The sequence below is a fragment of the Jannaschia rubra genome (genome assembly GCF_001403735.1).
GTDB classification, from domain to species: Bacteria; Pseudomonadota; Alphaproteobacteria; order Rhodobacterales; family Rhodobacteraceae; genus Jannaschia; species Jannaschia rubra.
This window is the reverse complement of record NZ_CXPG01000013.1, coordinates 73,986-99,115: the sequence shown is the minus strand read 5'-3', so window position 1 is coordinate 99,115 and position 25,130 is coordinate 73,986. Positions and strand designations below refer to the sequence as shown.

The window sequence follows — 25,130 nt, the reverse complement described above, 5'->3', positions numbered from 1 at the left end:
ATAGCCGATGCAGACAAGTTTGACAGGGGTTGTTTGCCCCTGACCCGGCAGAAGGAATTCGCATGATACGAACCATGGCCGCCTACGACATGATCGAGACGATCCGTAATACCAACGCCTGGCTGGGAAGCACTGCTCTCACCTTCGGCAGGTATCCCGCGTTCGCCATGATGCCGAACCCGATGTTCAACCTCATGGCCGCTTGGGGCGAGGTGGTGGAACGCAGCTTCAGCCGGATGATCGTGAAGCCCGACTGGGATATCGAGCCGCTTCCTTCCGAGGACGGGCACGACATGGTCGTCGATCTGGACGTGGTCGTCAGCCGACCCTTCGGCGATCTGGTCAAGTTCAACGTGAACGGCCGCGATCCGATGGCGCGTCGCATCCTCCTGGTCGCGCCCATGTCCGGTCACTACGCCACGCTGCTTCGCAAGACCGTCGTGTCGCTGCTGCCGGATGCCGATGTCTGGGTGACGGACTGGCACAATGCTCGGGACATTCCGGTCAGCGCAGGCAAGTTCGATGTCGAGGATTACACCCTCTACCTCGTGGAGTTCATGAAGGAGCTGGGACCCGACCTCAACGTCATCGCCATCTGCCAGCCTGCCCCACTGACCCTAGCGGCTACGGCCCTGCTGGCCGAACGCGATCCGGATGCCCAGCCCCGCACCCTGACGCTGATCGGTGGTCCGATCGACCCCGATGCCGCCGCGACCGACGTGACCGACTTCGGCAGCCGCGTCACGATGGGCCAGTTGGAACATTCGATGATCCAGCAGGTCGGTTTTCAGTATGCGGGCGTGGGGCGCAAGGTCTACCCGGGGCTGGTGCAGCTGGCGTCCTTCATCACGATGAACGCGGACACGCACATGGCGTCGTTCCGCGACCAGATCCTGCGCGTGGCCGAGGGAAAATCCTCGGAACATGACCGGCACAACCAGTTCTACGACGAATACCTCGCCGTAATGGACATGCCGGCGGAATTCTACCTTTCGACGGTCGAACGCATCTTCAAAGGGCTGGAGATCGCCCGCAACGAGTTCACAGTGGAAGGCCATCCCGTCGATATCGGCGCGATCACCAAGGTCGCCGTGATGACGGTCGAAGGCGGCAAGGATGACATCTCGGCGCCCGGACAATGCGTTGCGGCGCTTGACCTGCTGACGGGTGTGCCGGACGATCGGAAGACCAACTACATCGAGCCGGAGGCCGGTCACTACGGCATCTTCGCGGGTGCCTCGTGGCGGCGGAACATCCGGCCGCTGGTTCTCGATTTCATCGACGACGGGGCCGCGGCCTCCAAACGTCCCCGCCGTCGCCCGGCCAATGCGGACCTTCCGCCCGATGGGCGCATCCCGCCGCCGTCGCCGAACGTCGCGGTCTGACACGAACGAAAGAAGGCCGCCGTCCCGTGAGGGCGGCGGCCTTCCGCTTGGCAGGACCGGCCGTCAGTGGCCGAGGATCTGGCTCAGGAACAGCTTTGTCCGCTCGTTCTGCGGGTTCTTGAAAAAAGCTTCGGGCTCGTTCTGCTCGACGATCTGACCGGCATCCATGAAGATCACCCGGTTGGCCACCTGACGCGCGAAACCCATCTCGTGCGTCACGCAGATCATCGTCATGCCCTCCTCCGCGAGCTGGATCATGGTGTCGAGAACCTCCTTGATCATCTCGGGGTCGAGCGCGGATGTAGGCTCATCGAACAGCATGATCCGCGGCCGCATGCACAGGCTGCGCGCGATGGCCACCCGCTGCTGCTGTCCGCCCGACAGTTGACCGGGGTATTTCCGCGCCTGATCGGGAATCTTCACCTTTTCGAGGAAATACATCGCCGTTTCCTCTGCCTCACGCTTGGGCACCTTGCGGACCCAGATCGGCGCCAGCGTGCAGTTCTCGAGGATGGTCAGATGCGGAAACAGGTTGAAGTGCTGGAAGCACATTCCGACCTCGGACCGGATGCGGTCGATGTTCTTGATGTCGGACGACAACGGAACACCGTCCACCACGATCGAGCCTTGCTGATGCTCCTCCAGCGCGTTGATGCAGCGGATCAGCGTCGATTTGCCCGACCCCGACGGGCCGCAGACCACGATGCGCTCCCCCTGCCTCACGGTCAGGTCGATGTCGCGCAACACGTGGAACTGACCGTACCACTTGTTCATGTTGCGGATCTCGATGGCGATTTCGTCGGACACTTTCATGCCGGACGGGTTCGTGTCGGTCATGGTCATTTGGTCAACCCCTCAACGGTGATCGGTCCGCAGCTGGCGTTCCAGCCATTGCGAATATTGCGAAATGCCGTAGCAGACGACGAAGAACATCGCGCAGGCCGCGACCCACAGTTCCCAGTAGATGCCCGACCAGGCGGTCGAGGCGAGGATGGAGCCGCGAATGATCCCGACCAGGTCGTACATCGAGATCACCGAGACCAGCGTGGTGTCCTTGAAAAGCCCGACCGCGACGTTGACGATGCCGGGGATCGAGATCTTCAGTGCCTGCGGCAGGATGATCAAGCGCATCGACTGGGCGTAGTTCAGGCCCAGGCTGTCGCCCGCCTCGTACTGGCCCTTGGGTAGTGCAGCCAGCCCGCCGCGAATGACCTCGGCGATATAGGCCGAGGCGAACAGCGTGATCATGATGATGACACGCAGGATCAGGTCGAAGTTCGTCCCCGGCGGCAGGAAGAACGCCAGAATGACGTTCGCCACGAACAGAAGGGTGATCAGCGGCACGCCACGAATGAACTCGATGAAGATGACGCAGAAACCCTTGACCACCGGAAGGCGCGATTGCCGGCCGAGCGCCAGAAGGATGCCCAACGGCAAAGACAATGACACGCAGACGATGCCGAGAATCATGTTCAGCATGAAGCCACCCATGGCCCGCGATGCGACTGGCCGCAGGCGGGCAACGCGCGAGAATTCGTCTGCGATCACACCCCCGAACCACCAGACGACCGTCGCCGCGACCAACGCCGCGAAAAGACCCAACATGAAGCTGCGCTTTTCCACCCGGACGAACACAAGGTAGCCGACGACGAGGCCGATCGCCGCGAAGACCGGCGTGATGATCGTGCCACCCCAGATCAGCCAGTAGGCCAGGAACGGATAGACCGCCGTGAAGACCAGCATCCAGCGCGGCAGCTTGAAGAACAGCGCAGGCGGGACCGCCACGAACAGCAGCGCGAAGGCCAGGGTCGGCCGCCAGTGGAGTGAAGGCGGATACTGGAATCCGAACAAAAGCTGTGACCAGCGTTCGCGTAGCACCGAGAAGCAGCCACCGGTTTCCCCCTGCAGGATCTCGCGGCATTCGAGGACGGAACTGCCTTCCCAAGTGCCGTTGACGATCCAGGGGATCAGGCCGGACAGCAACCACCAGATGACGTAGAGCGCCACCAGCGTCACGATGGCGTTGAACCAGGTGGAGAACAGGTTGTCGCGCACCCATCGGATGGCTCCCGCCTGTCGTTCCGGCGGGGGTGCGGCCGGGATCTCGGACTCGCGGACGAAGGCGATCGTTTCCTCGTGCGTGTCGCTCATCTCAGCGCTCCTTCAAGGCAACGGACGCGTTGTAGGCGTTCATCACGGCCGATATCACCAGGCTGAACGTGAGATAGAACGCCATCAGAAGAAGGATGCATTCCAGCGCTCGCCCGGTCTGATTCAATGTGATGCCACCCAGCGTCGCGGTCAGGTCCATGTAACCCACGACGATCGCCAGCGATGTGTTCTTGGTGATGTTGAGGTACTGCGAGATCAGCGGCGGAATGATGATCCGCAACGCCTGCGGCAGCACGACCAGGCCCATGATCCGCCGGGGCCGCAGGCCAAGCGCGGCGGCGGCCTCGGTCTGCCCGCTGGAAATGGCAAGGATCCCGGCGCGCACGTTTTCTGCGATGAAGGCGCCGGTATAGACGGACAAGGCAAACCATAACGCGATCAGCGAATTCCTCGCCAGAATGCCGCCCTGGAAGTTGAAGCCCCGAAGCTCCGGCACGTCCCATCTGAGGCCCAGCAGGAACAGGGTCAACGCGAGCGGCACGACCCAGAGCGCAAGCGTCATCCACCACGTCGTCGGCCGGAGGCCGGTGGCGTTCTGCCGGACCGTGGCCCAATTGTTCACGGCGCGGACAGCGAAGAACGATCCGGCGAGAACGGCCAGAACGATCAGCCAGTTCGCGGAACTCGCGACCTCCTGCGCTTCGGGGGCAGTGTCGTCCCCATCCGCGGCGGGGGCGTCGGGCACCTGGCCGATGCCATTGGTGAAATAGGGCCGCGGAAAATAGATGCCCCGGTTCGTGACCGCCATCAGACCCAGGACGGGCGTGGCATCGGGATCGTCGCCCCGGAACGCGCTTGGCGGCGGGAAGACGTTCACGGACAGCGTCATGAAGATCAGGATCCAGATCAGAACCGGGATGTTTCGGAAGATCTCGACGTAGACGGACATCAGTTTTCGGATGACCCAGTTGTTCGACAGCCGCAGGATGCCCGCGATCACCCCCAGTACCGTTGCCGTCACACAGGCCAGCAGCGCGACGATCAGGGTATTGATCGCCCCGATAACCGCCGCACGCAGATGCGAGGACTGCGGGGTATAGGGGATCGGCTGCTGGCTGATCTCGTATCCCGCGGGTTCGCTGAGGAAGCCGAAGTCGATGCCGCTCTGCTGCAGGACCGGGTTGCGGATCGCATTGCTGACGAGCCAACCGAAGAAGACGATCAGAAGGACGACCGCAATGGCCTGGAATGTATAAGAACGATACCGCGTATCGGTCAGCAACTTGCCGATGCGGAAGCCATCCGCCCGTGGCGGGCCGGTCATCGTCGTCATTCGCAGTTCCCCGTTCCATCGATTTACCGGACGGGGCGCATTTCCGCCTTCTCGTCCGCCGGGCCGGATGACGGCCCGCTGCATCTTCGTGGAATTATTTCGATCCTGGGCGGAAAGGGGCGCGAACCGGTGCCGCGCCCCTTGCCTTGATGCTTACCGGAAAGGCGGCGCGTACTGAAGTCCGCCTTCGGTGTAGAGCGCGTTCAGACCGCGCGCGAGGTCGATCTGGGTGTTCTCGCCCAGGTTGTCGGCAAAGATCTCGCCATAGTTGCCGTTGACCGCGATGGCGTTCTTGGCCCAGTCACTGTCCAGACCCAGCATCGCCCCGAGTTCGCCCTCGGTGCCGAGGATGCGGTTCACCTCCGGGTTGTCTCCTGGCGCGGCGGCCAGTTCCTCGACGTTGTCCTTCGTGATGCCGTATTCCTCGGCGGCGACCAGTGCGTAGTACGTCCAGCGGATGATGTCGCCCCATTCGGTGTCGCCATGCCGCACGAGCGGGCCCAATGGCTCCTTCGAGATGGTCTCGGGCAGGATGACGTAATCGTCGGGGTTCGGATAGGCCACGCGTACGGCGGCAAGACCCGAACGGTCGGTCGTGTAGGCATCGCAGGCGCCGGCAAGGAACTGGGTGCGCGCCTCGGCTTCCGTCTCGATCGGGACAGGCTCGAGGGACATGTCGTTGACGCGGAAGTAGTCGGCCAGGTTCAGCTCCGTCGTGGTGCCCGTCTGGATGCAGACCGTGGCGCCGTCGAGTTCGGTCGCGGAAGTCACGCCCAGCGACTTCGGAACGATGAAGCCCTGACCGTCGTAATAGTTCACGCCGACGAAATCGAACTTGAGGTCCGCATCGCGCGAGAAGGTCCAGGTCGTGTTGCGCGCCAGCACGTCGATCTCGCCCGAGGCGAGCGACGTGAAGCGCGTCTTGCCGGTGGTCGAGACGAAGTTGACGGCGCTGGGATCGCCTAGGATTGCTGCGGCGACGGCCCGGCAGATCGCGACGTCGAACCCGCGCCATTCACCGCTGGCATCGGGCTCGGCAAAGCCGGCCAGACCGGTATTCACGCCGCAGTTCAGCTTTCCGCGCGCCTTTACGTCGTCCAGCGTTGCGGCCGATGCGCCCGCCGCTGCCAGACCGGCGAAGGCCAGCGTGCCGAAAAGTACGGATGTCTTCATGATTTACCTCTTCCTGATGACCGCACGCATCTGATGCGCATGCAGCACCCCCCCTTTGGACGGGAGGCTGGTTCTGATGTGAGGATGTTCACCCCCCTCACTGGTGCAAATCAGACTTGATGGGGGCGCGCAGGTCAAGTCACGATCCCGATCGGACCGCCAAATGCCTAGACGTCACATCGGTCGCGGACCAGGCTCAGGTACCTCTCGGCCTGCAGGAACGCCTCGCGTTTTCGGGCGATCCGGTCCGCTTCCTCCTCGTCTACACCCCATTGTTCGGCCTGCCAGTCCTCGTCCAGACGGCTGAGGGTCCACATGCGTTCGGCGGGCTGTCCCTCCAAGACCGCGAGCCCCAGGACCAGACTTCCCGACAGGCTGACCAGTTCGGAAAGCGCGGTCAACTCCCACGGCGACAGGCTTTCGACCCTTGCGGTCAGCGCGGCGAGTGCGGTTTCGGGCTGCGGCACCGGGATCACGCCCTGCGTCGTCGCGAGCCGCGCGCCAAGTTGGGTTTCGGCCCAGTCGAGCATCGGGTTCCACTGCGACGCCTGCCGCGCGATCAGACCATCGGGCGAGGTCGCGCGATAGGACAGGAGGTCGGACCCGCCGTATTCGGCAAGCCCGGCGGCGACCTCGGCCCGCTGGGGAATGACCTTGTCCAGCGTCGCGTTCACGGCCCGCATCAGCGGCATCGACAGCGGATCGACGAGCTGTCCCTGCGCCCGCCATTCGTCGGCGACGCCGCGGGCCAGCGCTTCGGTCGGCATCCGGACCTCGGTCTTCGCCGGGGTTCGCACAGCCCGGCCATCGAGACGAACGGTGAACCCCTCGTCCAGAGGTTCGACCGTGACGTTCTTCCAGAACTTCTTGGCTTTCCATTCGCTCATCCGGCCATCTCCTCGATCGTGCGGACCACGTCCCCGAAGTTCGACACGATGGTGCGCGCGCCCGCGGCGGCAAGTAGGTCCACGGCGTGATACCCCCAGTCGACCCCGACAGCGGCAATCCCCGCCGCGCCCGCCATCGTCATGTCGAAAGTCGTGTCCCCGATCATTACGGCGCGGTCCAGTTCCGTCGCGGTTTCCAGCAAGGCCCGGTCGATCATCGAAGGGTGAGGTTTGGACGGATGATGGTCGGCACACTGCAGTGTCGCAAGCATGGGCGCCCACCCCTGCGCCGCAACGAGCCGGTCGAGCCCGCGCTGCGACTTGCCCGTGGCGATGCCCAGCGTGATGCCCGCCGCGTGCAGGCGACGCAGCCCATCCTCCACCCCAGGATAGAGCACCGGCGCGGCGTCGGCCGTGGCAGTCGCGTTGTAGATGCGGCGGTAGTTGACCGTCACCTCGGCCTGCGCCCGCGGGTCCGCCTCCGGCATCAGCATGCCGATCATCTGCGGCAGCGAAATGCCGACCAGCGCCAGGACATCCCCGGGCGCGGGCGGGTCGAGCCGCGCGTCCTGGAATGCCGCTGTCATGGTCGCGGTGATGATCGCCTGGCTGTCGACCAACGTGCCATCGACGTCGAAGATCGCGAGGAAGTCAGGCAATCCCGTCCTCCGCGAAGGGATCGACCGGCACGTCGAGCGCGTTCCAGCCAAGCATCTCCCAAGTCCGCTGCATGTGGTCGGGCAAGGGGGCAGTCAGGTGAAGTCGGGCGCCCGTAATCGGATGGGTCAGCGACAGGCTGCGCGCATGAAGATGCAGCTTGCGGCTGATCTCTCCGCCGAAGCTCGCGCCCCAGCCGTCGCCCTGGTTCTCCTGCCCCGAGCCGCCGTATTTGCCGTCGCCCACGATGGGATGGCCCATCTCGGCCATGTGGACGCGCAACTGATGCGTGCGGCCGGTCACCGGCACCAGTGCGACCCACGCCCCCCGCGACCCCAGGCTTTCCAGAACGGCATAATCGCTCGTCGCGCGCTTGGCGCCCGGCACGTCGTCGACCTCATCGGGGTGGACGGTCCGCATCTTCTCGCCCCCGTCTCCGCCGCCCCCGGCCTTGACCAGCCCGTAGCGGACCGTGCCCATCCGGGGGTGCGGGACACCGGCAACGGCCGCCCAGTAGATCTTGCGCGTCTCGCGGTCGCGGAACGCCTCGGACAATTGCGCCGCTGTCAGGCGGTTGCGCGCCATCAGCATGATGCCCGACGTGTCTTTGTCGAGCCGATGAACCAGCCGGGGCTGTTCGTCCATCTCGAACCGCAGCGCATCGCCCAGACCGTCGACGTGCCGTGTCTGGCCGCTGCCGCCCTGGCTTGCCAGGCCGGGCGGCTTGTTGAGCGCGATGATGTGGTCGTCGCGATAGATGACGCAGGCGCGGATCATCTCGGCGTCGGCCTGCAAGACCTTGTCGCGCCGCGGGGCCGCGGGGCCGCGTTCTTCGGGCAGGGGCGGAAGGCGGACGGACTGCCCCTCCTCCACACGGGTGCTGGCCTTCACGCGGCCACCATCCACGCGGACCTCACCCTTGCGGCACATCTTTTCGACATTGCCCTGGCTCAGTTGCGGAAAGCGCCGCTTGAGCCAACGGTCGAGGCGCTGATCGCCCTCGCCCGCGTCCACGGTGATCGTCTGCACGCCGCTCATGTCAGGCCCCTTGCGATGAACAGCCCCGTGGCCAGCGCCAAAAGACTGAGGCAGACCGACAGGGCAACGTAGAGAAGCGCCATCCCCACCTGCCCGCGCTCCACCAGCGTGAGCGTCTCCAACGAGAAGGCAGAAAAGGTCGTGAAACCGCCCAGAACGCCGGTCAGAAGGAACGGCTGCCAGTGCGGCAGGCCCATCCGCGCCAGCAGGACAGTGCCCAGACCCATGACGAAACTGCCGATTACGTTGACCGTGAGGACGGCCAGCGGGAAGCCGTCGCGCATCATGGCGAGCCCGACGAGATAGCGGAACGTCGCGCCGAGCGCGCCGCCCAGGGCAACGGAAACGAGGGGATAGGTCATCGGGCTGCTGTCGATCCTGATGATCGGGAAGTCAACCGCCACCCCCCCGTTTCGCGCGCTGCGCCACGAACCAGTCGAGCCGCTTGCCCAGCTCCCGCTCGAACCCGCGGTCGACGGGCACGTAATAGACGGGCCGCTTCATCCCGTCGGGAAAGTAAGTCTGCCCCGAAAAGCCGTCCGCCTGATCGTGGTCATAGGCATAGCCACTGCCGTAGCCCTGCTCCTTCATCATCTTCGTGGGTGCGTTGAGGATATGCTTTGGCGGCGGCTCGGATCCGGTCGATCCGGCCTGCTTCATCGCGGCCTTGTAGGCGGCATAGGCAGCGTTCGACTTAGGCGCGAGCGCCAGATAGACGACCGCATTTGCGATGGCGAGTTCGCCTTCGGGGCTGCCCAGCCTCTCGAACGTCCCCCACGCCTGCAGGCAGACGGCCTGTGCCTGCGGGTCGGCCAGGCCGATATCCTCGATGGCCATGCGGGTGACGCGCCGGGCCAGATACCGGGGGTCCTCCCCTCCCTTGAGCATCCGCGCCAGCCAGTAGAGCGCAGCGTCGGGGTCGGACCCACGGACCGACTTGTGCAGGGCCGAGATCAGGTTGAAATGGCTGTCGCCGGACTTGTCGTACTGCGCCGCACGCCGTTGCAGGCGACGGGCCAGGGTGTCGCGGTCGACGGGCTTCATCGCGCCCCAGGCCGCGACCTGTTCGATCAGATTGAGAAGCGCGCGCCCGTCGCCGTCGGCCATCTCCTGCATCGCCTCGCGCGCATCGCCGTCGAGGGGAAGTTTCGCCCCCAGGTCCTTTTCGGCCCTTTGGGTCATCAGCTCCATATCGCGCAGGCTCAGACGCTCCAGCGTCAGAACCTGCGCGCGGGACATCAAGGCCGCGTTGAGCTCGAACGAGGGATTTTCGGTCGTGGCGCCCACCAGAGTGATCGTCCCGTCCTCCATATGCGGCAGGAAACCATCCTGCTGGGCCTTGTTGAAGCGATGGATCTCATCGACGAACAGCAGCGTCCCCTGCCCGTTCGCGCGCCGATGGCGGGCCGTGTCGAAAACCTTCCGCAAGTCGGCCACGCCGGTGAAAATGGCGCTGATCTGGACGAAGTGGAGGCCGGCGCGATCCGCCAGAAGGCGCGCGATCGTCGTCTTGCCCACGCCGGGCGGCCCCCAGAGGATCAGGCTGGGAAGCTGGCCTTGCAGCATCACGGTCAGAGCGCCTTCGGGCCCCAGCAGATGCGCCTGGCCGATCACCTGGTCCAGCGTCGCAGGACGCAGCCGGTCGGCAAGAGGCGCGGGCCGCGCTTCGGCAGCATCCGAGGCGCGCGCGGCGCCGATATCGAACAGATCGGTCATGGAGGGAATATAGGGCGGGCAGGCGACGGCCGAAACCACCCTATTCCCGCTCCGGGATATCGCAGGGGCCCGAAGCGGCCGGACCCCCAATTTCTTCAATGCATCTTCGTCGCCATCGAGATGTTGACGCAAACGCTCGCCGAGCCGCCGATGTCGAGCACCGGTCCCGCCGCCTCGCAGTCGAGCCCTACTCGCCGGGCAAGCCGAGGCGACGTGGCCGGGATCAGCCCCAGAACGGAGGTTGCGCCAAGTTCGCGTCCCGTACGGACCATCTGCGCGATGAGTTGCATCTGCACCCGCACGCGCATGTTCGCCGGGACGTCGTTGCAGACGAAGACACGGCTCGATTCCCAGATGTGGGGCGCGATGGGCGCCTCCTCATAGAGAAGATTCGTCGGGATCGTCTCCAGTAGGCCCTTTTGCGCGTCGCGGATCATGTAGGAATAGATGCCGCAACGGTGCGTCGTCGGCGTCAGCCGGACGCCGGCCAGGATGCGACCGTATTCATGGACGGCCACCCAGCGGCTGGCCGGCGTGTCGTACTGGTCGAATTCCATGCCGTCCGCCTGGGGCAGATCCCACTGCGCCTGTTCGATGAAGGTGCGATGACGCGCCCGCAGCAGGTCGGCGAAGAGCGGACCGTGGGCATGGAAGTTCAGGAAGGAGAGTGTGGTAACTTGCATTTTATAATAATTCCTCTGCCGGGTTGTCGTTGACACCAGGGAACCGGGGATGCTCGCCATGCGGATAGGGCCGTCAGATCAGCCTGTATTCTCTCGCCATTCTCAATGCCTCGGCCGTGGTCCTTGCACCCAGGCGTTCCCGGGCGGACGAAAGGCGCGCCTTGAGCGCGCTCTCCGAAATACCGATCTCCGCGGCGGCGGCCGTGTGACGGAACCCGTCCCCGACCAGCCGAAGTGCCTCGATCATGGCCGGGGTCAGTTCTCCGGGCGGCTCGGCGATCTCGTGCAGGGCTTCGGCCAAGGCCGCGACTTCATCGATCTCGGGATCCGTGAACTCCCGGTCGGAGCGGGACACTCCCACGATCGTGCGGGACGTGATCTTTCCACAAGATGACACGACGCCGAACTTCAGGCCGTGATCGGCCGCGACATCCAGAACGCCGAACGGATCGGGCAGGTTTATCTTGCTCCAGCGGATACTGCCCGACTGGCTGATCCCCCAGAAAACGAGAGGATCGCGCAGCGAATAGCTGTTGGCGGCATAGATGTCCTGCCATGCCTGCGGATAAGTGCTGCGGAGATACAACGGCGAGGCAAAGCGGATATGGACACCGGCCGTGTAACCCATGGGGGCCAGCCGCTCCAATCTCTGCAGGTACCTGACCATAAGGCGTCTTCTCTCGGACATGTCTTTTTAGACTAGTTGAGTAATTTTTCGTCAACCGTATCTTCACCCAGTTAAGCGGTCATAATGGTTAACAGATTGTGAACAACGGATTGAATCCTGCGCTTTTCGCGCGCGTACTGAAGCTGGATACCGGGATACGCACCGACATACTGGAGCTTCTGGGAACTGCCTCCCTGCTCGATGCAGACATCGAATACATCCTGGACCAGGTCGAACACCCGACCCGCTCCTCGCTCGCCACCCCACCAACAGGCAGGCGCCCTTCCTGAAACTGCGGGGGCTGTCGCGACACGAAAAAACCCCGCCGACAGATCGGCGGGGTCGGAATGCGTCGGATCTGAATGATCAGGCGTCTGCGGCCGCATCCTCGGCTTCGACGCGGGCACGGTCGGCGGCGCCCTTCGCATCGACGTCACGGTCGACAAATTCGATGATCGCCATCGGCGCCATGTCGCCATAACGGAAACCTGCTTTCAGGATGCGGACATAGCCGCCCTGCCGGTCCTTGTAGCGGGGACCGATGATGTCCATCAGCTTCGCGAGATGACGATCTTCCTTGAGGCGCGATCGCAGAAGGCGGCGGGCGTGCAGGTCGCCGCGTCCGGCAAGCGTCACCATCTTCTCGATAATGGGGCGCAGTTCCTTGGCTTTCGGCAGGGTCGTCTTGATCTGCTCATGCTCGATAAGCGAGCCGGCCATATTGGCAAACATCGCCTTGCGATGCTCATGGGTGCGGTTCAGGCGGCGGTATCCGCGGGCGTGGCGCATGGGTTGGTCTCCGGTTTCATTTTGCTTTGTCCGGGGGGCCGTGCGTGCGACCCCCTCACCTATTGGGGCAGGATGCCCTTGGTGGATGCCCCGTATTGAACATCGAGCGAGATGTAAACCACCGTTCGGTGAAGTGGCAGGTGCTTCTATATCGACGTCTGTCCTCGTCCGAACCAGCATGACTGAAACTGAAGCGGGGCGGCCTTTCGACCGCCCCATTCCTACTTGTTCAGATGCGGAGTATCAGAACTCGTTTTCGAACTTCTTCGCCAGGTCCTCGATGTTCTCCGGCGGCCAGTCGACGATGTCCATGCCCAGGTGCAGACCCATCCCCGACAGCACTTCCTTGATCTCGTTCAAGGACTTGCGGCCGAAGTTCGGCGTCCGCAGCATCTCGGCCTCGGTCTTCTGAATCAGGTCGCCGATATAGACGATGTTGTCGTTCTTGAGGCAGTTGGCCGACCGGACCGACAGTTCGAGCTCATCGACCTTCTTGAGAAGGAGCGGGTTGAACTCCAGATCGTCGGCGGCCTCGGAGCCGCGGGCAGCCTCCGGCTCGTCGAAGTTGACGAAGATCTGCAGCTGGTCCTGAAGGATGCGGGCGGCATAGGCCAGCGCATCGTCGGGCGCGAGCGATCCGTCGGTTTCCAGCTTCAAGGTCAGCTTGTCGTAGTCCAGAACCTGTCCCTCACGGGTGGGCTGCACCTCGTAGGAGACCTTCTTGACCGGCGAGTAGATGGCGTCGATTGGAATGAGGCCGATAGGGGCATCCTCGGGCTTGTTCTTGTCGGCCGAGACATAGCCCTTGCCGGTATTCACCGTCAGTTCCATGTAGAGATCGGCACCATCGTCGAGGTGACAGATCACGTGGTCGCGGTTCAGAACCTCGATCCCATTGGATTCGCTGATGTCCCCGGCGGTGACGACCATCGGGCCCTTGGCCGAGATCGACAGGCGCTTGGGCCCTTCGACTTCCATTTTCAGGCTGACACCCTTGAGGTTCAGGACGATGTCGGTGACGTCCTCGCGGACACCCGACACGCTGCTGAACTCATGCAGCACGTTGTCGATCTGCACGGAGGTGATCGCCGCACCCTGTAGCGACGACATGAGAACGCGGCGCAATGCATTGCCAAGGGTCAGACCGAAGCCACGCTCGAGCGGTTCGGCCACGGCGGTGGCCTGACGGGCCGGGTTGTTGCCCGGACGGACCTCAAGCTGCGACGGCTTGATGAGTTCCTGCCAATTTTTATGAATCATATGCCCTGACCCTCCATTCCTGTTCTTCGCCGGGGCGGATGGCGAAGAACCCCGAGGTGATTATACGGCGAAACGGGGACCACGCGGCGCGGCCCCCGCCCTTGTTGCAATGTCGTGTCAGACGCGGCGGCGCTTCGGCGGGCGGACGCCGTTATGCGCCATCGGGGTCACGTCGCGGATCGCGGTGACCTGCAGGCCGACGGCCGCCAGGGCGCGCAGTGCGGATTCGCGGCCCGAGCCAGGACCTTGAACCTCGACCTCGATGGTCTTCATGCCGTGCTCCTGCGCCTTCTTCGCGGCGTCCTCGGCGGCCATCTGGGCGGCATAAGGCGTCGACTTGCGCGACCCCTTGAACCCCATCGTTCCGGCCGACGACCAGCTGATGGCATTGCCCTGAACGTCCGAGATCAGAATCTTGGTATTGTTGAACGAAGAGTTCACATGCGCCACACCGGCGGCGATGTTCTTGCGTTCCTTGCGCTTGGGAGCGCGGCGGGTATCGCGTGCCATGATCCGTGCCCTCCCTTATTTCTTCTTGCCGGCAATGGCCTTCGCGGGGCCCTTGCGCGTGCGTGCGTTGGTATGAGTGCGCTGACCGCGAACCGGCAGGTTGCGGCGATGACGCAGGCCACGATAGCAACCCAGGTCCATCAGCCGCTTGACGTTCATCTGCGTCTCGCGGCGCAGGTCGCCTTCGACCGTGACGTTCGCGTCGATATATTCACGGATCGACAGGATCTGTGCGTCCGACAGTTCGTTGACACGACGGGCGGCGTCGACGCCGACAGCGTCGACGATCTCACGCGCCTTGGACGGGCCGATGCCCGTGATGTAGGTCAGCGCAATTGGAATGCGTTTTCCCGTGGGAATGTTGACGCCAGCGATACGAGCCAAATGTAGCTTCCTTCTTCGTTGCGGTTCCGTGGTTCCAGAACCTTTTTTCACAACGGCCCGGACCATGCGTCGGGGCCAAAACAGATCACCGGGAATCAGGCGATTCCCGGCGGAGACTGCGATCTAGGAGGTCTGGACAGGCGCGTCAAGCAATGCACGAGCGCCTGTCAAGAAGTTTCTGTCAGGCATCCGACAAAACCTGCGCGATGGCAGCTGCCACGGTGTCGACGTCGCCAAGCCCGTCGATCGACCGCAACGTGCCCTTGGCGTGGTAATAGCCGATCAGGGGAGACGTCTTCTTGTAGTATTCCATCAGGCGCATGCGCAGGCTTTCGGCGTTGTCGTCGGCGCGGCGCTTGAATTCGGTCGCGCCGCAGACGACACATTTGCCGTCGGAGGGTATGGGTCTGGTGATGTCGTTATAGACTTCGCCGCAATTCGCGCAGGTACTGCGGGCCGTAATCCGTTCGACCAAGGCTTCGTCGTCGACCCGCATCTCGATCACGGCGTCCAGGTCGATGCCCCGTCGCGCAAGCAGATCGCTCAGGGCGTCGGCCTGCGCCAAAGTCCGGGGAAAGCCATCGAAGATGAAGCCGCCGCGGTTGTCGCCCGACAGCTTCTCCTCGATCAGGCCGATCACGATGTCGTCGGTGACAAGTTCTCCCGCATCCATGATGGCCGCCACGCGAAGGCCCATCTCGGTGCCGGACGACCGCGCCTCCCGCAGCATGTCGCCGGTCGAGAGCTGGATCATCCCCCGATCGGATTCGAGCCTGCGTGCCTGCGTTCCCTTGCCCGCCCCCGGCGGTCCCAACAGGATGATGTTCATCGTCGTGCCGCTCCCTTCGCACGTCCACGCTTCTTGCCGCGCAACTGGGATTTCTCGATCAGCCCTTCGTACTGATGGGCGAGCAGATGCGACTGGACCTGCTGGATGGTGTCCATTCCAACCGAGACGATGATGAGGATCGACGTGCCCCCGAAATAGGCCGTGATCGCCAGTTCCTGACGCACGATCTCGGGGATAAGACAGACCAGCGCGAGGTATCCGGCACCCAGCACCAGCACGCGGTTGACCACGTATTCCAGATAGTCCGCCGTCCGCTTGCCGGGCCGGATGCCCGGAATGAACCCGTTCTGGTTCTTGAGGTTGTCGGCCACGTCCTCGGTTTTGAAGGCGACGTTGTGGGTATAGAAATAGGCGAAGAAGACGATCATGCCGGTGAAGAACAGCAGATAGAGCGGTTGCCCCGGCCCGAAATAGGCGGTGACCGTCGCCAGCACCGGGTTCGTCTGCTGGCCCGAGAAGGTACTGATGGTGGTAGGCAGAAGCAGGAGCGACGAGGCGAAGATCGCCGGAATCACGCCCGCCGGATTCACCTTGATCGGCAGGTGGCTGGAGCCGCCGTCATAGACCTTCATCCCGACCTGTCGGCGCGGATACTGGATATGGATCTTGCGCAGGCTCCGCTCCATGAACACGACGAAGACGAGCGTCGCGACGAGCATCACGACCACGCCAAGGATTACCGGCGTCGAGATGGCGCCCGATCGGCCCGAGGCGAAGAACTGGGCGAAGGCCGCGGGAAGCTCCGCCACGATACCCACAAAGATGATCAGCGAGATGCCGTTGCCGATGCCCCGCGCCGTGATTTGCTCGCCAAGCCACATCAGGAACATCGTACCGCCGACCAGCGTGATCACGCAGGACACGATGAAGAACAGGCCCGGCGTATGCGCCAGATCGCCCGACTGGAGCGACACGGCAAGGCCGTAGCCCTGCAACGTCGCCAGTGCCACGGTGCCGTAGCGGGTATACTGGTTGATTTTCTTGCGCCCCGGCTCGCCCTCTTTCTTGAGCTGTTCGAGTTGGGGGACCATCGCAGTCATCAGTTGCACGATGATGGATGCCGAGATGTAGGGCATGATACCCAGCGCGAAGACGCCCATGCGACCGATGGCACCGCCGGTGAACATGTTCAGGACGCCGCCCAGACCCTGGGTCGCCTGCTCGACGAAGTTCCGCAGCGCCACCGCGTCGATGCCCGGCACTGGGATGTAGGTTCCGAAACGATAGATGATCAGCAGACCGATCGTGAACAGGATGCGCTGGCGAAGCTCCTTGGCCTTGCCAAACGCCCCCCAGCTCATGTTCGCGGCCATTTGCTCTGCGGCTGAAGCCATGCGCGGCCCTCTTTATGCGGGAACGCCGCCAGACGGGTTTCGTCCCGCTGGCGGCGTTTCGGGAAAACACGGGATCATGTAAGCGGACCGCGGCCCGCCTGCAACCGAACCCCGGCGGATCACTCGGCGGCGACTGCCGGCAGCGTGACCGATCCGCCGGCCTTCTCGACCGCCTCGACCGCACCCTTGGAAGCGCCGGTGACGGTGATCGTGGCCTTCGCGGTCAACTCGCCCTTGGCAAGCAGGCGAACGCCGTCGAGCTTGCGCCGCACGACGCCCGAGGAGACCAGCGTCTCCTCATTGATGTTGGCGGCGTCCAGCTTGCCGTTGTCGATGAATTCCTGAATCTTGGACAGGTTCACGACGGCGAACGACTTACGGTTCGGCTTGCTGAAGCCACGCTTCGGCAGGCGCTGGTAGATCGGCATCTGGCCGCCTTCGTAGCCCTTGATCGCGACGCCCGATCGGGACTTCTGACCCTTGATGCCGCGTCCGCCCATCTTGCCGGTGCCCGAACCGGGGCCGCGGCCGACACGCTTGGCGCGGTGGGTGGCGCCGGGATTGTCGCGCAGTTCGTTGAGTTTCATGTCGCTTCTCCTCTTGCCGGACGCACCCCCGAAGCGATGATGGGGCGGACACGGCGTTTCATCCGTCATGCCTAAGGCACGCCGCGGTCGCTTACAGCCGCGGCCCGCGGGACGCAAGACGCAACGCGGTGTCAGGCCGAATGCGCCCCGTCCGAAAGCGACCGGACATAGGCCAGGACGTCCTCCACCGCATCGCCGCGCCCGATCCGGTCGACGATGGCCGACCCCACGACGCAGCCATCCGCTACGGCGGCGATGTCGCGCGATGCCTCGGGTGTCCTGATGCCGAAGCCGACGATGACCGGCAGGTCCGTGGACGCCTTGATCCGCGCGACTTCCGGCGCGACCTTTTCGGCGTCTGCCGCCCCCGAGCCGGTGATGCCCGTGATCGAGACGTAATAGACGAAGCCGGATGTGTTCTGCAGCACCTTGGGCAGGCGTTCCGCATCGGTCGTGGGCGTCGCGAGGCGAATGAAGTTGACCCCCGCCCTCTGCGCGGGAATGCAGAGTTCCTCATCCTCCTCCGGCGGAAGGTCCACGATGATCAGCCCGTCGACCCCGGCTTCGGTCGCCTCCTTCAGGAAACGATCGACGCCGCGCGAATAGATGGGATTGTAGTACCCCATCAGCACCACCGGCGTAACGTTGTCCTCGTCCCGAAGGTCGCGCACGATGTCGAGCGTGCCCTGGAGCGTCATCCCGCCTTCCAGTGCGCGCTGTCCGGCAAGCTGGATCGTCGGACCGTCCGCCATCGGGTCGGTGAACGGCAGGCCGAGTTCGATGATGTCCACGCCTGCGCCGGGCAGCCCCTTGACCACCTCGGTCGTGGTCGCCGCATCCGGATCGCCCGCCATGATGTAGGCCACGAAGGCCTTGCGGTTCTCGGCACGCAGTCGCGCGAAGGTGTCGTCGATGCGGGTCATGGCAACCTCTCCCCCTGTTGCCGCAACGGAGTGCGACAGGCCGCGGTCGAGGTCAATCACCGGACCGAACCTTATCGCATCGCGGTTCTGGAACCGGATCGCCGTCACACCCATTTGACTGCCATGAATTATCTTCTCGCCATCCTCCTCCCGCCCCTGTCCATCTTCCTGGCCGGTCGCCCGATCCTCGGGATCATTACCTTCCTCATCTGGATTCCAGCCTTGTTCCTGTCAGGCGGCCTGACACATCCGATGTTCATTCTCCTTGCGTGGTTCATCATCTTCGAGGGCCGGAACAGGCAGGCCTGAGCCCGACCCTGTGGCCGCTTGCCCCCCTGCCTCGTCCCGGCTAAGGCGTCGCGGTCTGGACCGGAGGGCGTGAGATGGGTTTCAAAGTCGGCATCGTGGGGCTGCCCAACGTGGGCAAGTCGACCCTGTTCAATGCGCTGACCCGGACTGCCGCCGCGCAGGCCGCGAATTTCCCCTTCTGCACGATCGAGCCCAACGTGGGCGACGTCGCCGTGCCCGATGCGCGTCTCGACCGGCTGGCCGCCATCGCCGGCTCGAAGCAGATCATTCCGACCCGCATGACCTTCGTGGACATCGCAGGCCTCGTGAAGGGCGCGTCCAAGGGCGAAGGTCTCGGGAACCAGTTTCTCGCCAATATCCGCGAGACCGACGCCATCGCCCACGTCCTGCGTTGCTTCGAGGATGGCGACGTCACCCATGTCGAAGGCCGCGTGAACCCGGTCGAAGACGCCGAGGTCATCGAGACCGAACTGATGATCGCCGACATGGAGTCGATCGAGAAGCGCCTGCAGGGGCTGTCCCGCAAGGTGCGCGGCGGCGACAAGGACGCGATCCAGCAGGAGCGGCTGATGCGCGGCGCGCTGGCTGCGCTCAACGACGGCCGACCGGCCCGGACGGTCGAGGTGGCGGATGAAGACCGCCGTGCCTGGAGCATGTTGCAGTTGCTGACGGCCAAACCGATCCTCTATGTCTGCAACGTCGACGAGAGGTCAGCCGCATCCGGCAACGACTTCAGCGCCGCCGTAGCCGACATGGCCGCCGCGCAGGGAGCGGCCTATGTCGTCATCTCCGCCCAGATCGAGGAGGAGATCGCCCAGCTTCCCGCCGATGAGGCCGCCGAGTTTCTGGAGGAAATGGGGTTGGAAGAGCCGGGTCTCGACCGGCTGATCCAGGCGGGGTACGAGTTGCTTGCGCTGGAAACCTACTTCACCGTCGGTCCGAAGGAAGCCCGCGCCTGGACGATCCCGCACGGCACCAGCGCCCCACGCGCCGCTGGCGTGATCCATGGGGATTTCGAGCGCGGCTTCATCCGGGCCGAAACCATCGCCTATGACGATTTCGTCGGTCTCGGTGGCGAGCAGGCGGCGAAAGAAGCGGGCAAGATGCGGGCCGAAGGCAAGTCCTATGTCGTCAAGGACGGCGATGTGATGCACTTCCTGTTCAACACCTGACGCTCCGACTTGCTTCACATCTGACGCAAGTTTGAAGGCTCCGATGGAACATTCGCCGGCGGTTGCGTATATGTTCGCCACAAGACTTACTGATTGATGATGAGGACCAAGACATGAAACGACGCGACTTGATCGCGGGCGGCACGGCGCTTGCCCTGTTCGGCAGCGGCCAGGCGATGGCCCAAGCCGTCGCGACGTCCAGCATCCGACCCGACTTCCTGCCGGTCGAAGTGCCGATCCGCCCGGAGATTGCCCCCGGCGAAATCCACGTCCTGCCCGACAGCTTCATGCTGTTCTGGACACTGCCAGGCGCGCGCGCGATGCGATACATGGTCGGCGTGGGCCGTCCGGGTCTCTACGAGTCGGGGGAGTTCTACGTCGGCGCCAAAAAGGAATGGCCCAGCTGGACCCCCACGCCGGACATGATCGAACGCAACCCGGCTGCCTACAAGCAGTATGAGGACGGCATGCCCGGTGGCCCCGACAATCCGCTTGGCGCCCGCGCGCTCTATCTGTTCGAACCGGGCCGAGGCGACACCTACCTGCGCATCCACGGCACGAATGCCCCTTCCACGATCGCGACCGCGGTGTCCAATGGCTGTGCCCGGCTGGTGAACGATCAGGCGATCGATCTTTACAATCGCGTGCCACTCAAGGCCCGCGTTGTGCTTCACCCCAAGACCATCTGACGACGGAGCCGAGGGGGCGCCGACCGACCGACAGGTTCCGGCGCCCCGATGCGGGATTTGCCCCTGTCCCTCCGTTTACCGGCTCTTGGACGGATCGATGGAGACGTGGCTGAGTAGTCGTGGCGCTCCCATGAGGAACTTGTGCGATTGTGCTGCCTTCCATTCCAAAGAACAGATCGCACCATCAAACCGTGGGATCAAACACCTAGTGACATTCACCCTTACATCGCCGCAGTGCTACAAGTCTGCTCTTCGCCCAATCCAACGGCTTTCGCAGGCGCGACACGGTGCGAACGCCAGCGGCGACCGGCAGGAAGGTCATCAAGATGACGCGCGCATGTCAGGAGCCTCTTTCACTCTTCTTCGCGGATAATAGTCAATAGTATGCTTGGGGGTTGCTGCGCGCTGCCTACGTGTCGCGCTCAAAGCGTTGAAGCGCGTGAAGACGAAAAAATTTCTTCTGCCCATGTCGAAAAAACTGTTAAGTTCATTCCGCCGGCCTATGCGTCTGCGTGCCGAGTTCATGTTTAAGCAGCCGGCAGGGGTCCGAAAGCTTGATCGCCTTCACATTGATTTTTGGTGTTGTTTCCTTGGTCTGAGATGGATAAACCCGCCGACGGAGACGTGGCCGAGTGGTCGAAGGCGCTCCCCTGCTAAGGGAGTAACGTGCAAGCGTTCGAGGGTTCGAATCCCTTCGTCTCCGCCACCTCCTTACAAATATCTTGCATAGTCAGCCTCTTGCGGGGCGATTTGCTGAACTGATTTACTTGGTTCGACAGTTTCTATTCTTGGTTCGATCCGGTCGAGCCGGTCCATGGCCCTTTATACGAAGCCCTTTCCCCCCGCTTTTACGGTGGATCGAGTCACTTCCGCCGGCGAACGGTGTCCGCTGATCGCCATGATCTCGTGAGGAGTGCAGCCTGCTTCCGCCAGTCTGCGGCGCGTCGCCTTGCGCAGCCCATGCGGTGACGCCCTGTTGGGCAACCCGGCTTCGCGCGGCACGTCGCAGAACTAGTTCGTGAAGCCTGCCGGGCTGAATGGCTTGCTCAGGGCGGTGACAAGGAATGTCAGGTCGTCGGGCGGCAGAGGATCTAGGACGGCCTTCAACTCGGGGTGCAGCGGCACATGCCTATCCTGGCTCGTCTTCTGCTGCACGATGTTTACAATACCATTGCGGATGTGTTGCCGCCCCATGGCCCATGTGGCGAACGCCGCACCTATCCGGGGAGAAGCCGTTGGAGTTCTCGGAGAGCCTTGCGGAGTGGGGCAAGATGTATCCCCACCTGACGCGGTGGGAAGCACTGCAAAGCTGGACTTCTGCCGACGAGAGGGCTGCCTACCGCAGTGACCCGGACGACCAGTCGAGAAGCGCGTTGGCGGGGCCGAACCTTGCTTCGTCTGCTTTCCAGCGCTTCCGGGTCGACAGCCTCATCCAGACGGCCAACGAAATCGACAAGACCGCTGGCTTCCCGATCCTGTCGCCACGCTATCGCTCCGTCTACAGACGGCTTGGCATCGACGACGAGATCGACGACCCGGAACTTCGCGCTGCCATCGCCCGAAGGGTCATCCACGCAACGATCCAGCCGACCTCCAACTTCCTGAACGCCATCCGCGCGCGGGGCAGTATCAACCAGCGTGCGGGTCGCCGCAGCTCTTCCGCAGGCACCACATGTATCAATGGCACCGCCGACAATCCGCGCGTCCAGATCGCCCCGATGAACATATGGCGCGTGCACTACGACTTCTTCGACTGAAGACCCTACAGAACGCCTTTGGCGGCGGACGCTTCACCTCCGGAAGGTGCCGAGGTGGAACCGGAACAAGCGGAAGGAGCGGAGGCAGATGGAATGGAAGACCCCTCCGTATCAGCTGTGAAAGCTACATAGATCAGGCACATCGCAATGCCGGGGGCCGAGAAGGCGATCTTCGTGTTGAAGAGGCGCACCAACAAGGTCGCCCGAACCACACCAACGATGCGGATGGGCGTCCAGCAGCCATCGCCACGGAAGGACCCGGAGCAGGAGGCGGACAGAGCCAAAGACGAGGAAGCCTCGGGTGGAGCTCCTACAAAGTACCGAGGCCGCCGGCGGGACGACCGCCCTCATCTGCCCGACATCGCCAGGACTCTCTACCAAGCATGGCTGTTTCGCGGCATGCCGATGTGGGCAAAGCTTCAGGGTCGATGATGGCCTGAAATGGAAAACGGGCGAAAGTGTCCCCTCACCTGTGTTCTACAACTCGGAATGGCCCGCCGGATGGGCGGGCCGATGTTGCGATCCGGGTCGCGCTCAGTGGGCGGTCGCGCTCAGCTTCTCGATCTGCTGCTTGATGGCCAGCTTGCGCTTCTTCATCTCGGTCAGCGCCACGGAGTCGACGGCCGGATTACGGGCCTCCTCCTCCACCTGACGGGAAAGCGTTTCATGTTTCTTGCGAAGTTCCGACAGATGGGACGTGAGCGACATGGCATTCTCCTCTGTGGTGATGAAACGATTGCACCACACAACATGGGGTCCTGTCACGGAACTTTAAGAGCCCGCGACCGAATGTTGCAGCGGAATTGAACTTCCTTTACAAAAACACCCGGAAGACGCGCTGGAACCCGCCGATCAGCCCGATATCGCCACATCGTTGTCGCGCATGACCCCCTGCGCCGGGGCCAGATCGGTATCCGCCACCATCATCCGGCGGGGAAGGATTCCTATGGATCCTTCGAGGACCGAGATGTTTGCATCCAGCACGAAGCAATCTATACCCTCGCCGTCCAGCAAGGCCTGAGCGAAGGCGATGACCGTGGGGTCGTTGGTGCGCAGAAGTTCTTTCATGGACAGAGAGATATGTGCGCGCTCCGCGCTTGTCGAGGAACCGTTGACCATGCTGACCGACGCCACGCCGCCGAAACCGCACGAACGTCTCGCCACCGCGCTCGCCGGGGACATGGAGGCTGTGAGCGCGCTCATCTCCACCCGCATGGCCTCCGAGAACGCGCCTCGCATCCCCGAAGTGACGGCGCATCTGGTGGGTGCGGGGGGCAAGCGGATCCGTCCGCTGCTGACGCTCGCGGCGGCGCGCCTGTGCGGATACGGCGGCGACGATCACGTCAAGCTGGCCGCCACGGTCGAGTTCATTCACACCGCGACCCTGCTGCATGACGATGTCGTTGACGAAAGCGCGCAGCGGCGCGGGCGGCCCACCGCGAACCTTCTGTGGGACAACCAGTCGAGCGTGCTGGTAGGCGATTACCTGTTCGCGCGGTCGTTCCAGTTGATGGTCGAGACGGGATCGCTGCGTGTGCTGGACATCCTCTCGGGCGCGGCGGCGACGATCGCGGAGGGCGAGGTGCTGCAACTGACCGCCGCGCGCAACCTGGCCACGACGGAGGAGACATATCTGCGTGTGGTGCGGGGCAAGACCGCTGCGCTGTTCCAGGCGGCCTGCGAAAGCGGCGCAGTCGTGGCCTGCGCACCCGAGGAGCACATCGCGGCGCTGGCGGAGTTCGGCGATGCCCTGGGCGTCAGTTTCCAAATCGTTGACGACTGGCTCGATTACGGGGGCGCGGGCGAGGCGATCGGCAAGGATCTGGGCGACGACTTCCGCGAAGGGAAGCTGACGCTGCCGGTGATCCGCGCATTGATGCGGGCGGACGAGGCGGAGCGGACGTTCTGGCGCGACGCGTTGGAGCGGGGGAAGTCCGACGATCTGGACCGCGCCCGCGCGATACTTGCCAGTCACGGCACGCTGGAGGAGACGCGGATCGAGGCACTGGCTTGGCGCGACCGAGCGCAGGCTGCGCTGGCACGTCTGCCGCAGTCGGACTTGCGCGACATGCTGGCCGATCTGGCAGATTACGTGGTCGAGCGGGCGAACTGATCCGTCAGATCAGGGTGCAGGCGCGCACCCACCAGCCCGAAAGGGTCAGCTCATGCGCCGCTTTGTCCGCCAGCGCCCGCGAAGGCCATAGCCCGAAGCATGTGGCGCCCGATCCAGACATCCGCGCGATATCAGCCCCCGCTTCACGCAAGGCGGACAGGACGTCGCCGATGACGGGGGCAATCTGCCGGGCAGGCGGTTCCAGGTCATTGCGCTGGCGCGCCAGCCAGTCGAGCGTCGGACCCGCGTCGGGCAATGCGTCCATCGGACGGTTGTCCGTCGTGGCAAGGCCGGCGAACACCCGTCCGGTCGGCAAGGCAACGCCGGGATTGATCAGCACGGCGTGGAGCGGCGGCATGGGGACGGGGCTCAGGATCTCTCCGATGCCGCGCATCCGCTGGGCGCGGGGAGTCATGCAGACGGGAACATCTGCACCCAGCGACAGCAGGGCAGCCGGGTCCGGACAGGCGCCCACCAGCCGAAGCACCGCGGCCGCGTCCGACGATCCGCCTCCGAGGCCCGCGGGATGCGGCAGGTTCTTCTCCAGCATTACGGCGCGCGGCGTTCCGGCCAGACGCAGGGCCCGCCGGATCAGGTTGCGGTCGTCCGTGGGAACGCCGTCCGCAAAGGGGCCGCAGACGGTCAGCGCGTCGCCCCGCTCAACCGTCAGCACGTCGACCACATCGGCGAAGGCCACGAGGCTGTCGAGCAGGTGATAGCCGTCGCGCCGCCGCCCGGTGACGTGCAGCGTCAGGTTGACCTTGGCGGGCGCGAAGGCGGTGTCGGTCGATCCCCGCGTCAC

29 protein-coding genes and 1 tRNA gene are annotated in these 25,130 nt (G+C 63.9%); 7 read left to right on the top strand and 23 right to left on the bottom strand.

Annotated elements, in window-relative coordinates:
- The first annotated feature begins 65 nt into the window (after positions 1–65).
- Positions 66–1,385 (top strand): polyhydroxyalkanoate depolymerase, encoded by a 1,320-nt coding sequence (gene phaZ / locus JAN5088_RS05330; RefSeq protein ID WP_055681892.1) that lies wholly within the window; start codon positions 66–68, stop codon positions 1,383–1,385.
- A 63-nt stretch (positions 1,386–1,448) separates the two neighbouring features.
- On the opposite strand, the gene JAN5088_RS05325 is transcribed toward phaZ, so the two are convergent.
- The 19 genes from JAN5088_RS05325 to trpA form a co-directional block, all read right to left on the bottom strand.
- On the bottom strand, positions 1,449–2,198 hold the full coding sequence (locus tag JAN5088_RS05325; protein WP_143114831.1) for an amino acid ABC transporter ATP-binding protein: 750 nt from the start codon (positions 2,196–2,198) through the stop codon (positions 1,449–1,451).
- A gap of 42 nt (positions 2,199–2,240) precedes the next feature.
- On the bottom strand, positions 2,241–3,536 hold the full coding sequence (locus JAN5088_RS05320) for an amino acid ABC transporter permease (protein ID WP_055681779.1): 1,296 nt from the start codon (positions 3,534–3,536) through the stop codon (positions 2,241–2,243).
- Position 3,537: 1 nt separating this feature from the next.
- A complete protein-coding gene (locus JAN5088_RS05315) occupies positions 3,538–4,830 on the bottom strand; it encodes an amino acid ABC transporter permease (protein WP_055681778.1) in 1,293 nt (430 codons plus the stop codon).
- Between the two features lie 153 nt (positions 4,831–4,983).
- Complete coding sequence (locus tag JAN5088_RS05310; protein WP_055681777.1) at positions 4,984–6,003, bottom strand: amino acid ABC transporter substrate-binding protein; 1,020 nt, start codon at positions 6,001–6,003, stop codon at positions 4,984–4,986.
- Positions 6,004–6,170: 167 nt separating this feature from the next.
- Positions 6,171–6,890: an ATP12 family chaperone protein gene (locus tag JAN5088_RS05305; protein ID WP_055681776.1), complete on the bottom strand. Its 720-nt coding sequence runs from the start codon at positions 6,888–6,890 to the stop codon at positions 6,171–6,173.
- Complete coding sequence (locus JAN5088_RS05300) at positions 6,887–7,549, bottom strand: HAD-IA family hydrolase (RefSeq protein ID WP_055681775.1); 663 nt, start codon at positions 7,547–7,549, stop codon at positions 6,887–6,889. The genes JAN5088_RS05305 and JAN5088_RS05300 overlap by 4 nt, the downstream gene beginning before the upstream one ends.
- Positions 7,542–8,585 carry an RluA family pseudouridine synthase gene (locus tag JAN5088_RS05295; protein WP_055681774.1) on the bottom strand — a complete coding sequence of 348 codons (1,044 nt, stop codon included), beginning with the start codon at positions 8,583–8,585 and terminating at the stop codon, positions 7,542–7,544. The genes JAN5088_RS05300 and JAN5088_RS05295 overlap by 8 nt, the downstream gene beginning before the upstream one ends.
- A complete protein-coding gene (gene crcB, locus JAN5088_RS05290; protein WP_143114816.1) occupies positions 8,582–8,947 on the bottom strand; it encodes a fluoride efflux transporter CrcB in 366 nt (121 codons plus the stop codon). Before crcB ends, JAN5088_RS05295 begins: the two co-directional genes overlap by 4 nt.
- Positions 8,948–8,978: 31 nt before the next feature.
- Positions 8,979–10,301: a replication-associated recombination protein A gene (locus JAN5088_RS05285; RefSeq protein WP_055681889.1), complete on the bottom strand. Its 1,323-nt coding sequence runs from the start codon at positions 10,299–10,301 to the stop codon at positions 8,979–8,981.
- A gap of 95 nt (positions 10,302–10,396) precedes the next feature.
- Positions 10,397–10,984: an acyl-homoserine-lactone synthase gene (locus tag JAN5088_RS05280; RefSeq protein ID WP_055681773.1), complete on the bottom strand. Its 588-nt coding sequence runs from the start codon at positions 10,982–10,984 to the stop codon at positions 10,397–10,399.
- Positions 10,985–11,057: 73 nt separating this feature from the next.
- Positions 11,058–11,651 carry an autoinducer binding domain-containing protein gene (locus tag JAN5088_RS05275; protein ID WP_233489721.1) on the bottom strand — a complete coding sequence of 198 codons (594 nt, stop codon included), beginning with the start codon at positions 11,649–11,651 and terminating at the stop codon, positions 11,058–11,060.
- A 366-nt stretch (positions 11,652–12,017) separates the two neighbouring features.
- Positions 12,018–12,440, bottom strand: coding sequence for a 50S ribosomal protein L17 (rplQ, locus tag JAN5088_RS05270; RefSeq protein WP_055681771.1), 423 nt, complete (start codon positions 12,438–12,440; stop codon positions 12,018–12,020).
- Between the two features lie 243 nt (positions 12,441–12,683).
- Positions 12,684–13,700 carry a DNA-directed RNA polymerase subunit alpha gene (locus JAN5088_RS05265; protein WP_055681770.1) on the bottom strand — a complete coding sequence of 339 codons (1,017 nt, stop codon included), beginning with the start codon at positions 13,698–13,700 and terminating at the stop codon, positions 12,684–12,686.
- A gap of 117 nt (positions 13,701–13,817) precedes the next feature.
- Positions 13,818–14,210 (bottom strand): 30S ribosomal protein S11, encoded by a 393-nt coding sequence (gene rpsK / locus JAN5088_RS05260; protein WP_055681769.1) that lies wholly within the window; start codon positions 14,208–14,210, stop codon positions 13,818–13,820.
- A gap of 15 nt (positions 14,211–14,225) precedes the next feature.
- Entirely contained in the window at positions 14,226–14,594 is a 369-nt protein-coding gene (gene rpsM, locus JAN5088_RS05255) for a 30S ribosomal protein S13 (protein ID WP_055681768.1), read from the bottom strand.
- 181 nt (positions 14,595–14,775) lie between these two features.
- A complete protein-coding gene (locus JAN5088_RS05250) occupies positions 14,776–15,423 on the bottom strand; it encodes an adenylate kinase (RefSeq protein WP_055681767.1) in 648 nt (215 codons plus the stop codon).
- Positions 15,420–16,778 carry a preprotein translocase subunit SecY gene (secY, locus tag JAN5088_RS05245; RefSeq protein ID WP_143114819.1) on the bottom strand — a complete coding sequence of 453 codons (1,359 nt, stop codon included), beginning with the start codon at positions 16,776–16,778 and terminating at the stop codon, positions 15,420–15,422. The genes JAN5088_RS05250 and secY overlap by 4 nt, the downstream gene beginning before the upstream one ends.
- A gap of 119 nt (positions 16,779–16,897) precedes the next feature.
- Positions 16,898–17,365, bottom strand: coding sequence for a 50S ribosomal protein L15 (gene rplO / locus JAN5088_RS05240; protein ID WP_055681765.1), 468 nt, complete (start codon positions 17,363–17,365; stop codon positions 16,898–16,900).
- A 131-nt stretch (positions 17,366–17,496) separates the two neighbouring features.
- Entirely contained in the window at positions 17,497–18,288 is a 792-nt protein-coding gene (gene trpA, locus JAN5088_RS05235) for a tryptophan synthase subunit alpha (protein WP_055681888.1), read from the bottom strand.
- A gap of 123 nt (positions 18,289–18,411) precedes the next feature.
- Here trpA and JAN5088_RS05230 point away from each other — a divergent pair, with 123 nt between their 5' ends.
- The 4 genes from JAN5088_RS05230 (at position 18,412) to JAN5088_RS05215 (ending at position 21,164) form a co-directional block, all read left to right on the top strand.
- The gene (locus JAN5088_RS05230) at positions 18,412–18,597 is read left to right on the top strand and encodes a hypothetical protein (RefSeq protein ID WP_055681764.1); all 186 of its coding nucleotides are present in this window, start codon (positions 18,412–18,414) and stop codon (positions 18,595–18,597) included.
- A gap of 74 nt (positions 18,598–18,671) precedes the next feature.
- Positions 18,672–19,769 (top strand): redox-regulated ATPase YchF, encoded by a 1,098-nt coding sequence (gene ychF, locus JAN5088_RS05225; RefSeq protein WP_055681763.1) that lies wholly within the window; start codon positions 18,672–18,674, stop codon positions 19,767–19,769.
- Between the two features lie 113 nt (positions 19,770–19,882).
- Positions 19,883–20,458 carry a L,D-transpeptidase gene (locus JAN5088_RS05220; protein ID WP_055681762.1) on the top strand — a complete coding sequence of 192 codons (576 nt, stop codon included), beginning with the start codon at positions 19,883–19,885 and terminating at the stop codon, positions 20,456–20,458.
- A 618-nt stretch (positions 20,459–21,076) separates the two neighbouring features.
- A tRNA-Ser gene (locus JAN5088_RS05215) sits at positions 21,077–21,164 on the top strand.
- A 116-nt stretch (positions 21,165–21,280) separates the two neighbouring features.
- On the opposite strand, the gene JAN5088_RS19625 is transcribed toward JAN5088_RS05215, so the two are convergent.
- Positions 21,281–21,460, bottom strand: a complete 180-nt coding sequence (locus JAN5088_RS19625; RefSeq protein WP_074962614.1) for a tyrosine-type recombinase/integrase — start codon at positions 21,458–21,460, stop codon at positions 21,281–21,283.
- Positions 21,461–21,693: 233 nt separating this feature from the next.
- Between JAN5088_RS19625 and JAN5088_RS05205 the strand changes: the two genes are divergently transcribed.
- Positions 21,694–22,215 (top strand): hypothetical protein, encoded by a 522-nt coding sequence (locus JAN5088_RS05205; protein WP_143114822.1) that lies wholly within the window; start codon positions 21,694–21,696, stop codon positions 22,213–22,215.
- A gap of 534 nt (positions 22,216–22,749) precedes the next feature.
- On the opposite strand, the gene JAN5088_RS18170 is transcribed toward JAN5088_RS05205, so the two are convergent.
- Both JAN5088_RS18170 and JAN5088_RS05200 read right to left on the bottom strand, forming a co-directional pair.
- Complete coding sequence (locus JAN5088_RS18170) at positions 22,750–22,923, bottom strand: YdcH family protein (RefSeq protein WP_074962615.1); 174 nt, start codon at positions 22,921–22,923, stop codon at positions 22,750–22,752.
- Positions 22,924–23,067: 144 nt separating this feature from the next.
- A complete protein-coding gene (locus JAN5088_RS05200) occupies positions 23,068–23,283 on the bottom strand; it encodes a putative signal transducing protein (protein ID WP_055681759.1) in 216 nt (71 codons plus the stop codon).
- 49 nt (positions 23,284–23,332) lie between these two features.
- On the opposite strand from JAN5088_RS05200, the gene JAN5088_RS05195 reads away from it, so the two are divergent.
- Complete coding sequence (locus JAN5088_RS05195) at positions 23,333–24,328, top strand: polyprenyl synthetase family protein (RefSeq protein ID WP_055681758.1); 996 nt, start codon at positions 23,333–23,335, stop codon at positions 24,326–24,328.
- 4 nt (positions 24,329–24,332) lie between these two features.
- Here JAN5088_RS05195 and JAN5088_RS05190 read toward each other — a convergent pair whose 3' ends face one another.
- Complete coding sequence (locus tag JAN5088_RS05190; RefSeq protein ID WP_055681757.1) at positions 24,333–25,130, bottom strand: 4-(cytidine 5'-diphospho)-2-C-methyl-D-erythritol kinase; 798 nt, start codon at positions 25,128–25,130, stop codon at positions 24,333–24,335.

What these genes read in the sequence shown, in the direction of transcription:
- JAN5088_RS05325 (WP_143114831.1), bottom strand. Translation starts at nt 2,198, where the DNA reads ATGAAAGTGTCCGACGAAATCGCCATCGAGATCCGCAACATGAACAAG.
- JAN5088_RS05320 (WP_055681779.1), bottom strand. Translation starts at nt 3,536, where the DNA reads ATGAGCGACACGCACGAGGAAACGATCGCCTTCGTCCGCGAGTCCGAG.
- JAN5088_RS05315 (WP_055681778.1), bottom strand. Translation starts at nt 4,830, where the DNA reads ATGACGACGATGACCGGCCCGCCACGGGCGGATGGCTTCCGCATCGGC.
- JAN5088_RS05310 (WP_055681777.1), bottom strand. Translation starts at nt 6,003, where the DNA reads ATGAAGACATCCGTACTTTTCGGCACGCTGGCCTTCGCCGGTCTGGCA.
- JAN5088_RS05305 (WP_055681776.1), bottom strand. Translation starts at nt 6,890, where the DNA reads ATGAGCGAATGGAAAGCCAAGAAGTTCTGGAAGAACGTCACGGTCGAA.
- JAN5088_RS05295 (WP_055681774.1), bottom strand. Translation starts at nt 8,585, where the DNA reads ATGAGCGGCGTGCAGACGATCACCGTGGACGCGGGCGAGGGCGATCAG.
- crcB (WP_143114816.1), bottom strand. Translation starts at nt 8,947, where the DNA reads ATGACCTATCCCCTCGTTTCCGTTGCCCTGGGCGGCGCGCTCGGCGCG.
- JAN5088_RS05285 (WP_055681889.1), bottom strand. Translation starts at nt 10,301, where the DNA reads ATGACCGATCTGTTCGATATCGGCGCCGCGCGCGCCTCGGATGCTGCC.
- JAN5088_RS05280 (WP_055681773.1), bottom strand. Translation starts at nt 10,984, where the DNA reads ATGCAAGTTACCACACTCTCCTTCCTGAACTTCCATGCCCACGGTCCG.
- JAN5088_RS05275 (WP_233489721.1), bottom strand. Translation starts at nt 11,651, where the DNA reads ATGGTCAGGTACCTGCAGAGATTGGAGCGGCTGGCCCCCATGGGTTAC.
- rplQ (WP_055681771.1), bottom strand. Translation starts at nt 12,440, where the DNA reads ATGCGCCACGCCCGCGGATACCGCCGCCTGAACCGCACCCATGAGCAT.
- JAN5088_RS05265 (WP_055681770.1), bottom strand. Translation starts at nt 13,700, where the DNA reads ATGATTCATAAAAATTGGCAGGAACTCATCAAGCCGTCGCAGCTTGAG.
- rpsK (WP_055681769.1), bottom strand. Translation starts at nt 14,210, where the DNA reads ATGGCACGCGATACCCGCCGCGCTCCCAAGCGCAAGGAACGCAAGAAC.
- JAN5088_RS05250 (WP_055681767.1), bottom strand. Translation starts at nt 15,423, where the DNA reads ATGAACATCATCCTGTTGGGACCGCCGGGGGCGGGCAAGGGAACGCAG.
- secY (WP_143114819.1), bottom strand. Translation starts at nt 16,778, where the DNA reads ATGGCTTCAGCCGCAGAGCAAATGGCCGCGAACATGAGCTGGGGGGCG.
- rplO (WP_055681765.1), bottom strand. Translation starts at nt 17,365, where the DNA reads ATGAAACTCAACGAACTGCGCGACAATCCCGGCGCCACCCACCGCGCC.
- trpA (WP_055681888.1), bottom strand. Translation starts at nt 18,288, where the DNA reads ATGACCCGCATCGACGACACCTTCGCGCGACTGCGTGCCGAGAACCGC.
- JAN5088_RS05230 (WP_055681764.1), top strand. Translation starts at nt 18,412, where the DNA reads ATGAATTATCTTCTCGCCATCCTCCTCCCGCCCCTGTCCATCTTCCTG.
- ychF (WP_055681763.1), top strand. Translation starts at nt 18,672, where the DNA reads ATGGGTTTCAAAGTCGGCATCGTGGGGCTGCCCAACGTGGGCAAGTCG.
- JAN5088_RS05220 (WP_055681762.1), top strand. Translation starts at nt 19,883, where the DNA reads ATGAAACGACGCGACTTGATCGCGGGCGGCACGGCGCTTGCCCTGTTC.
- JAN5088_RS18170 (WP_074962615.1), bottom strand. Translation starts at nt 22,923, where the DNA reads ATGTCGCTCACGTCCCATCTGTCGGAACTTCGCAAGAAACATGAAACG.
- JAN5088_RS05200 (WP_055681759.1), bottom strand. Translation starts at nt 23,283, where the DNA reads ATGAAAGAACTTCTGCGCACCAACGACCCCACGGTCATCGCCTTCGCT.
- JAN5088_RS05195 (WP_055681758.1), top strand. Translation starts at nt 23,333, where the DNA reads ATGCTGACCGACGCCACGCCGCCGAAACCGCACGAACGTCTCGCCACC.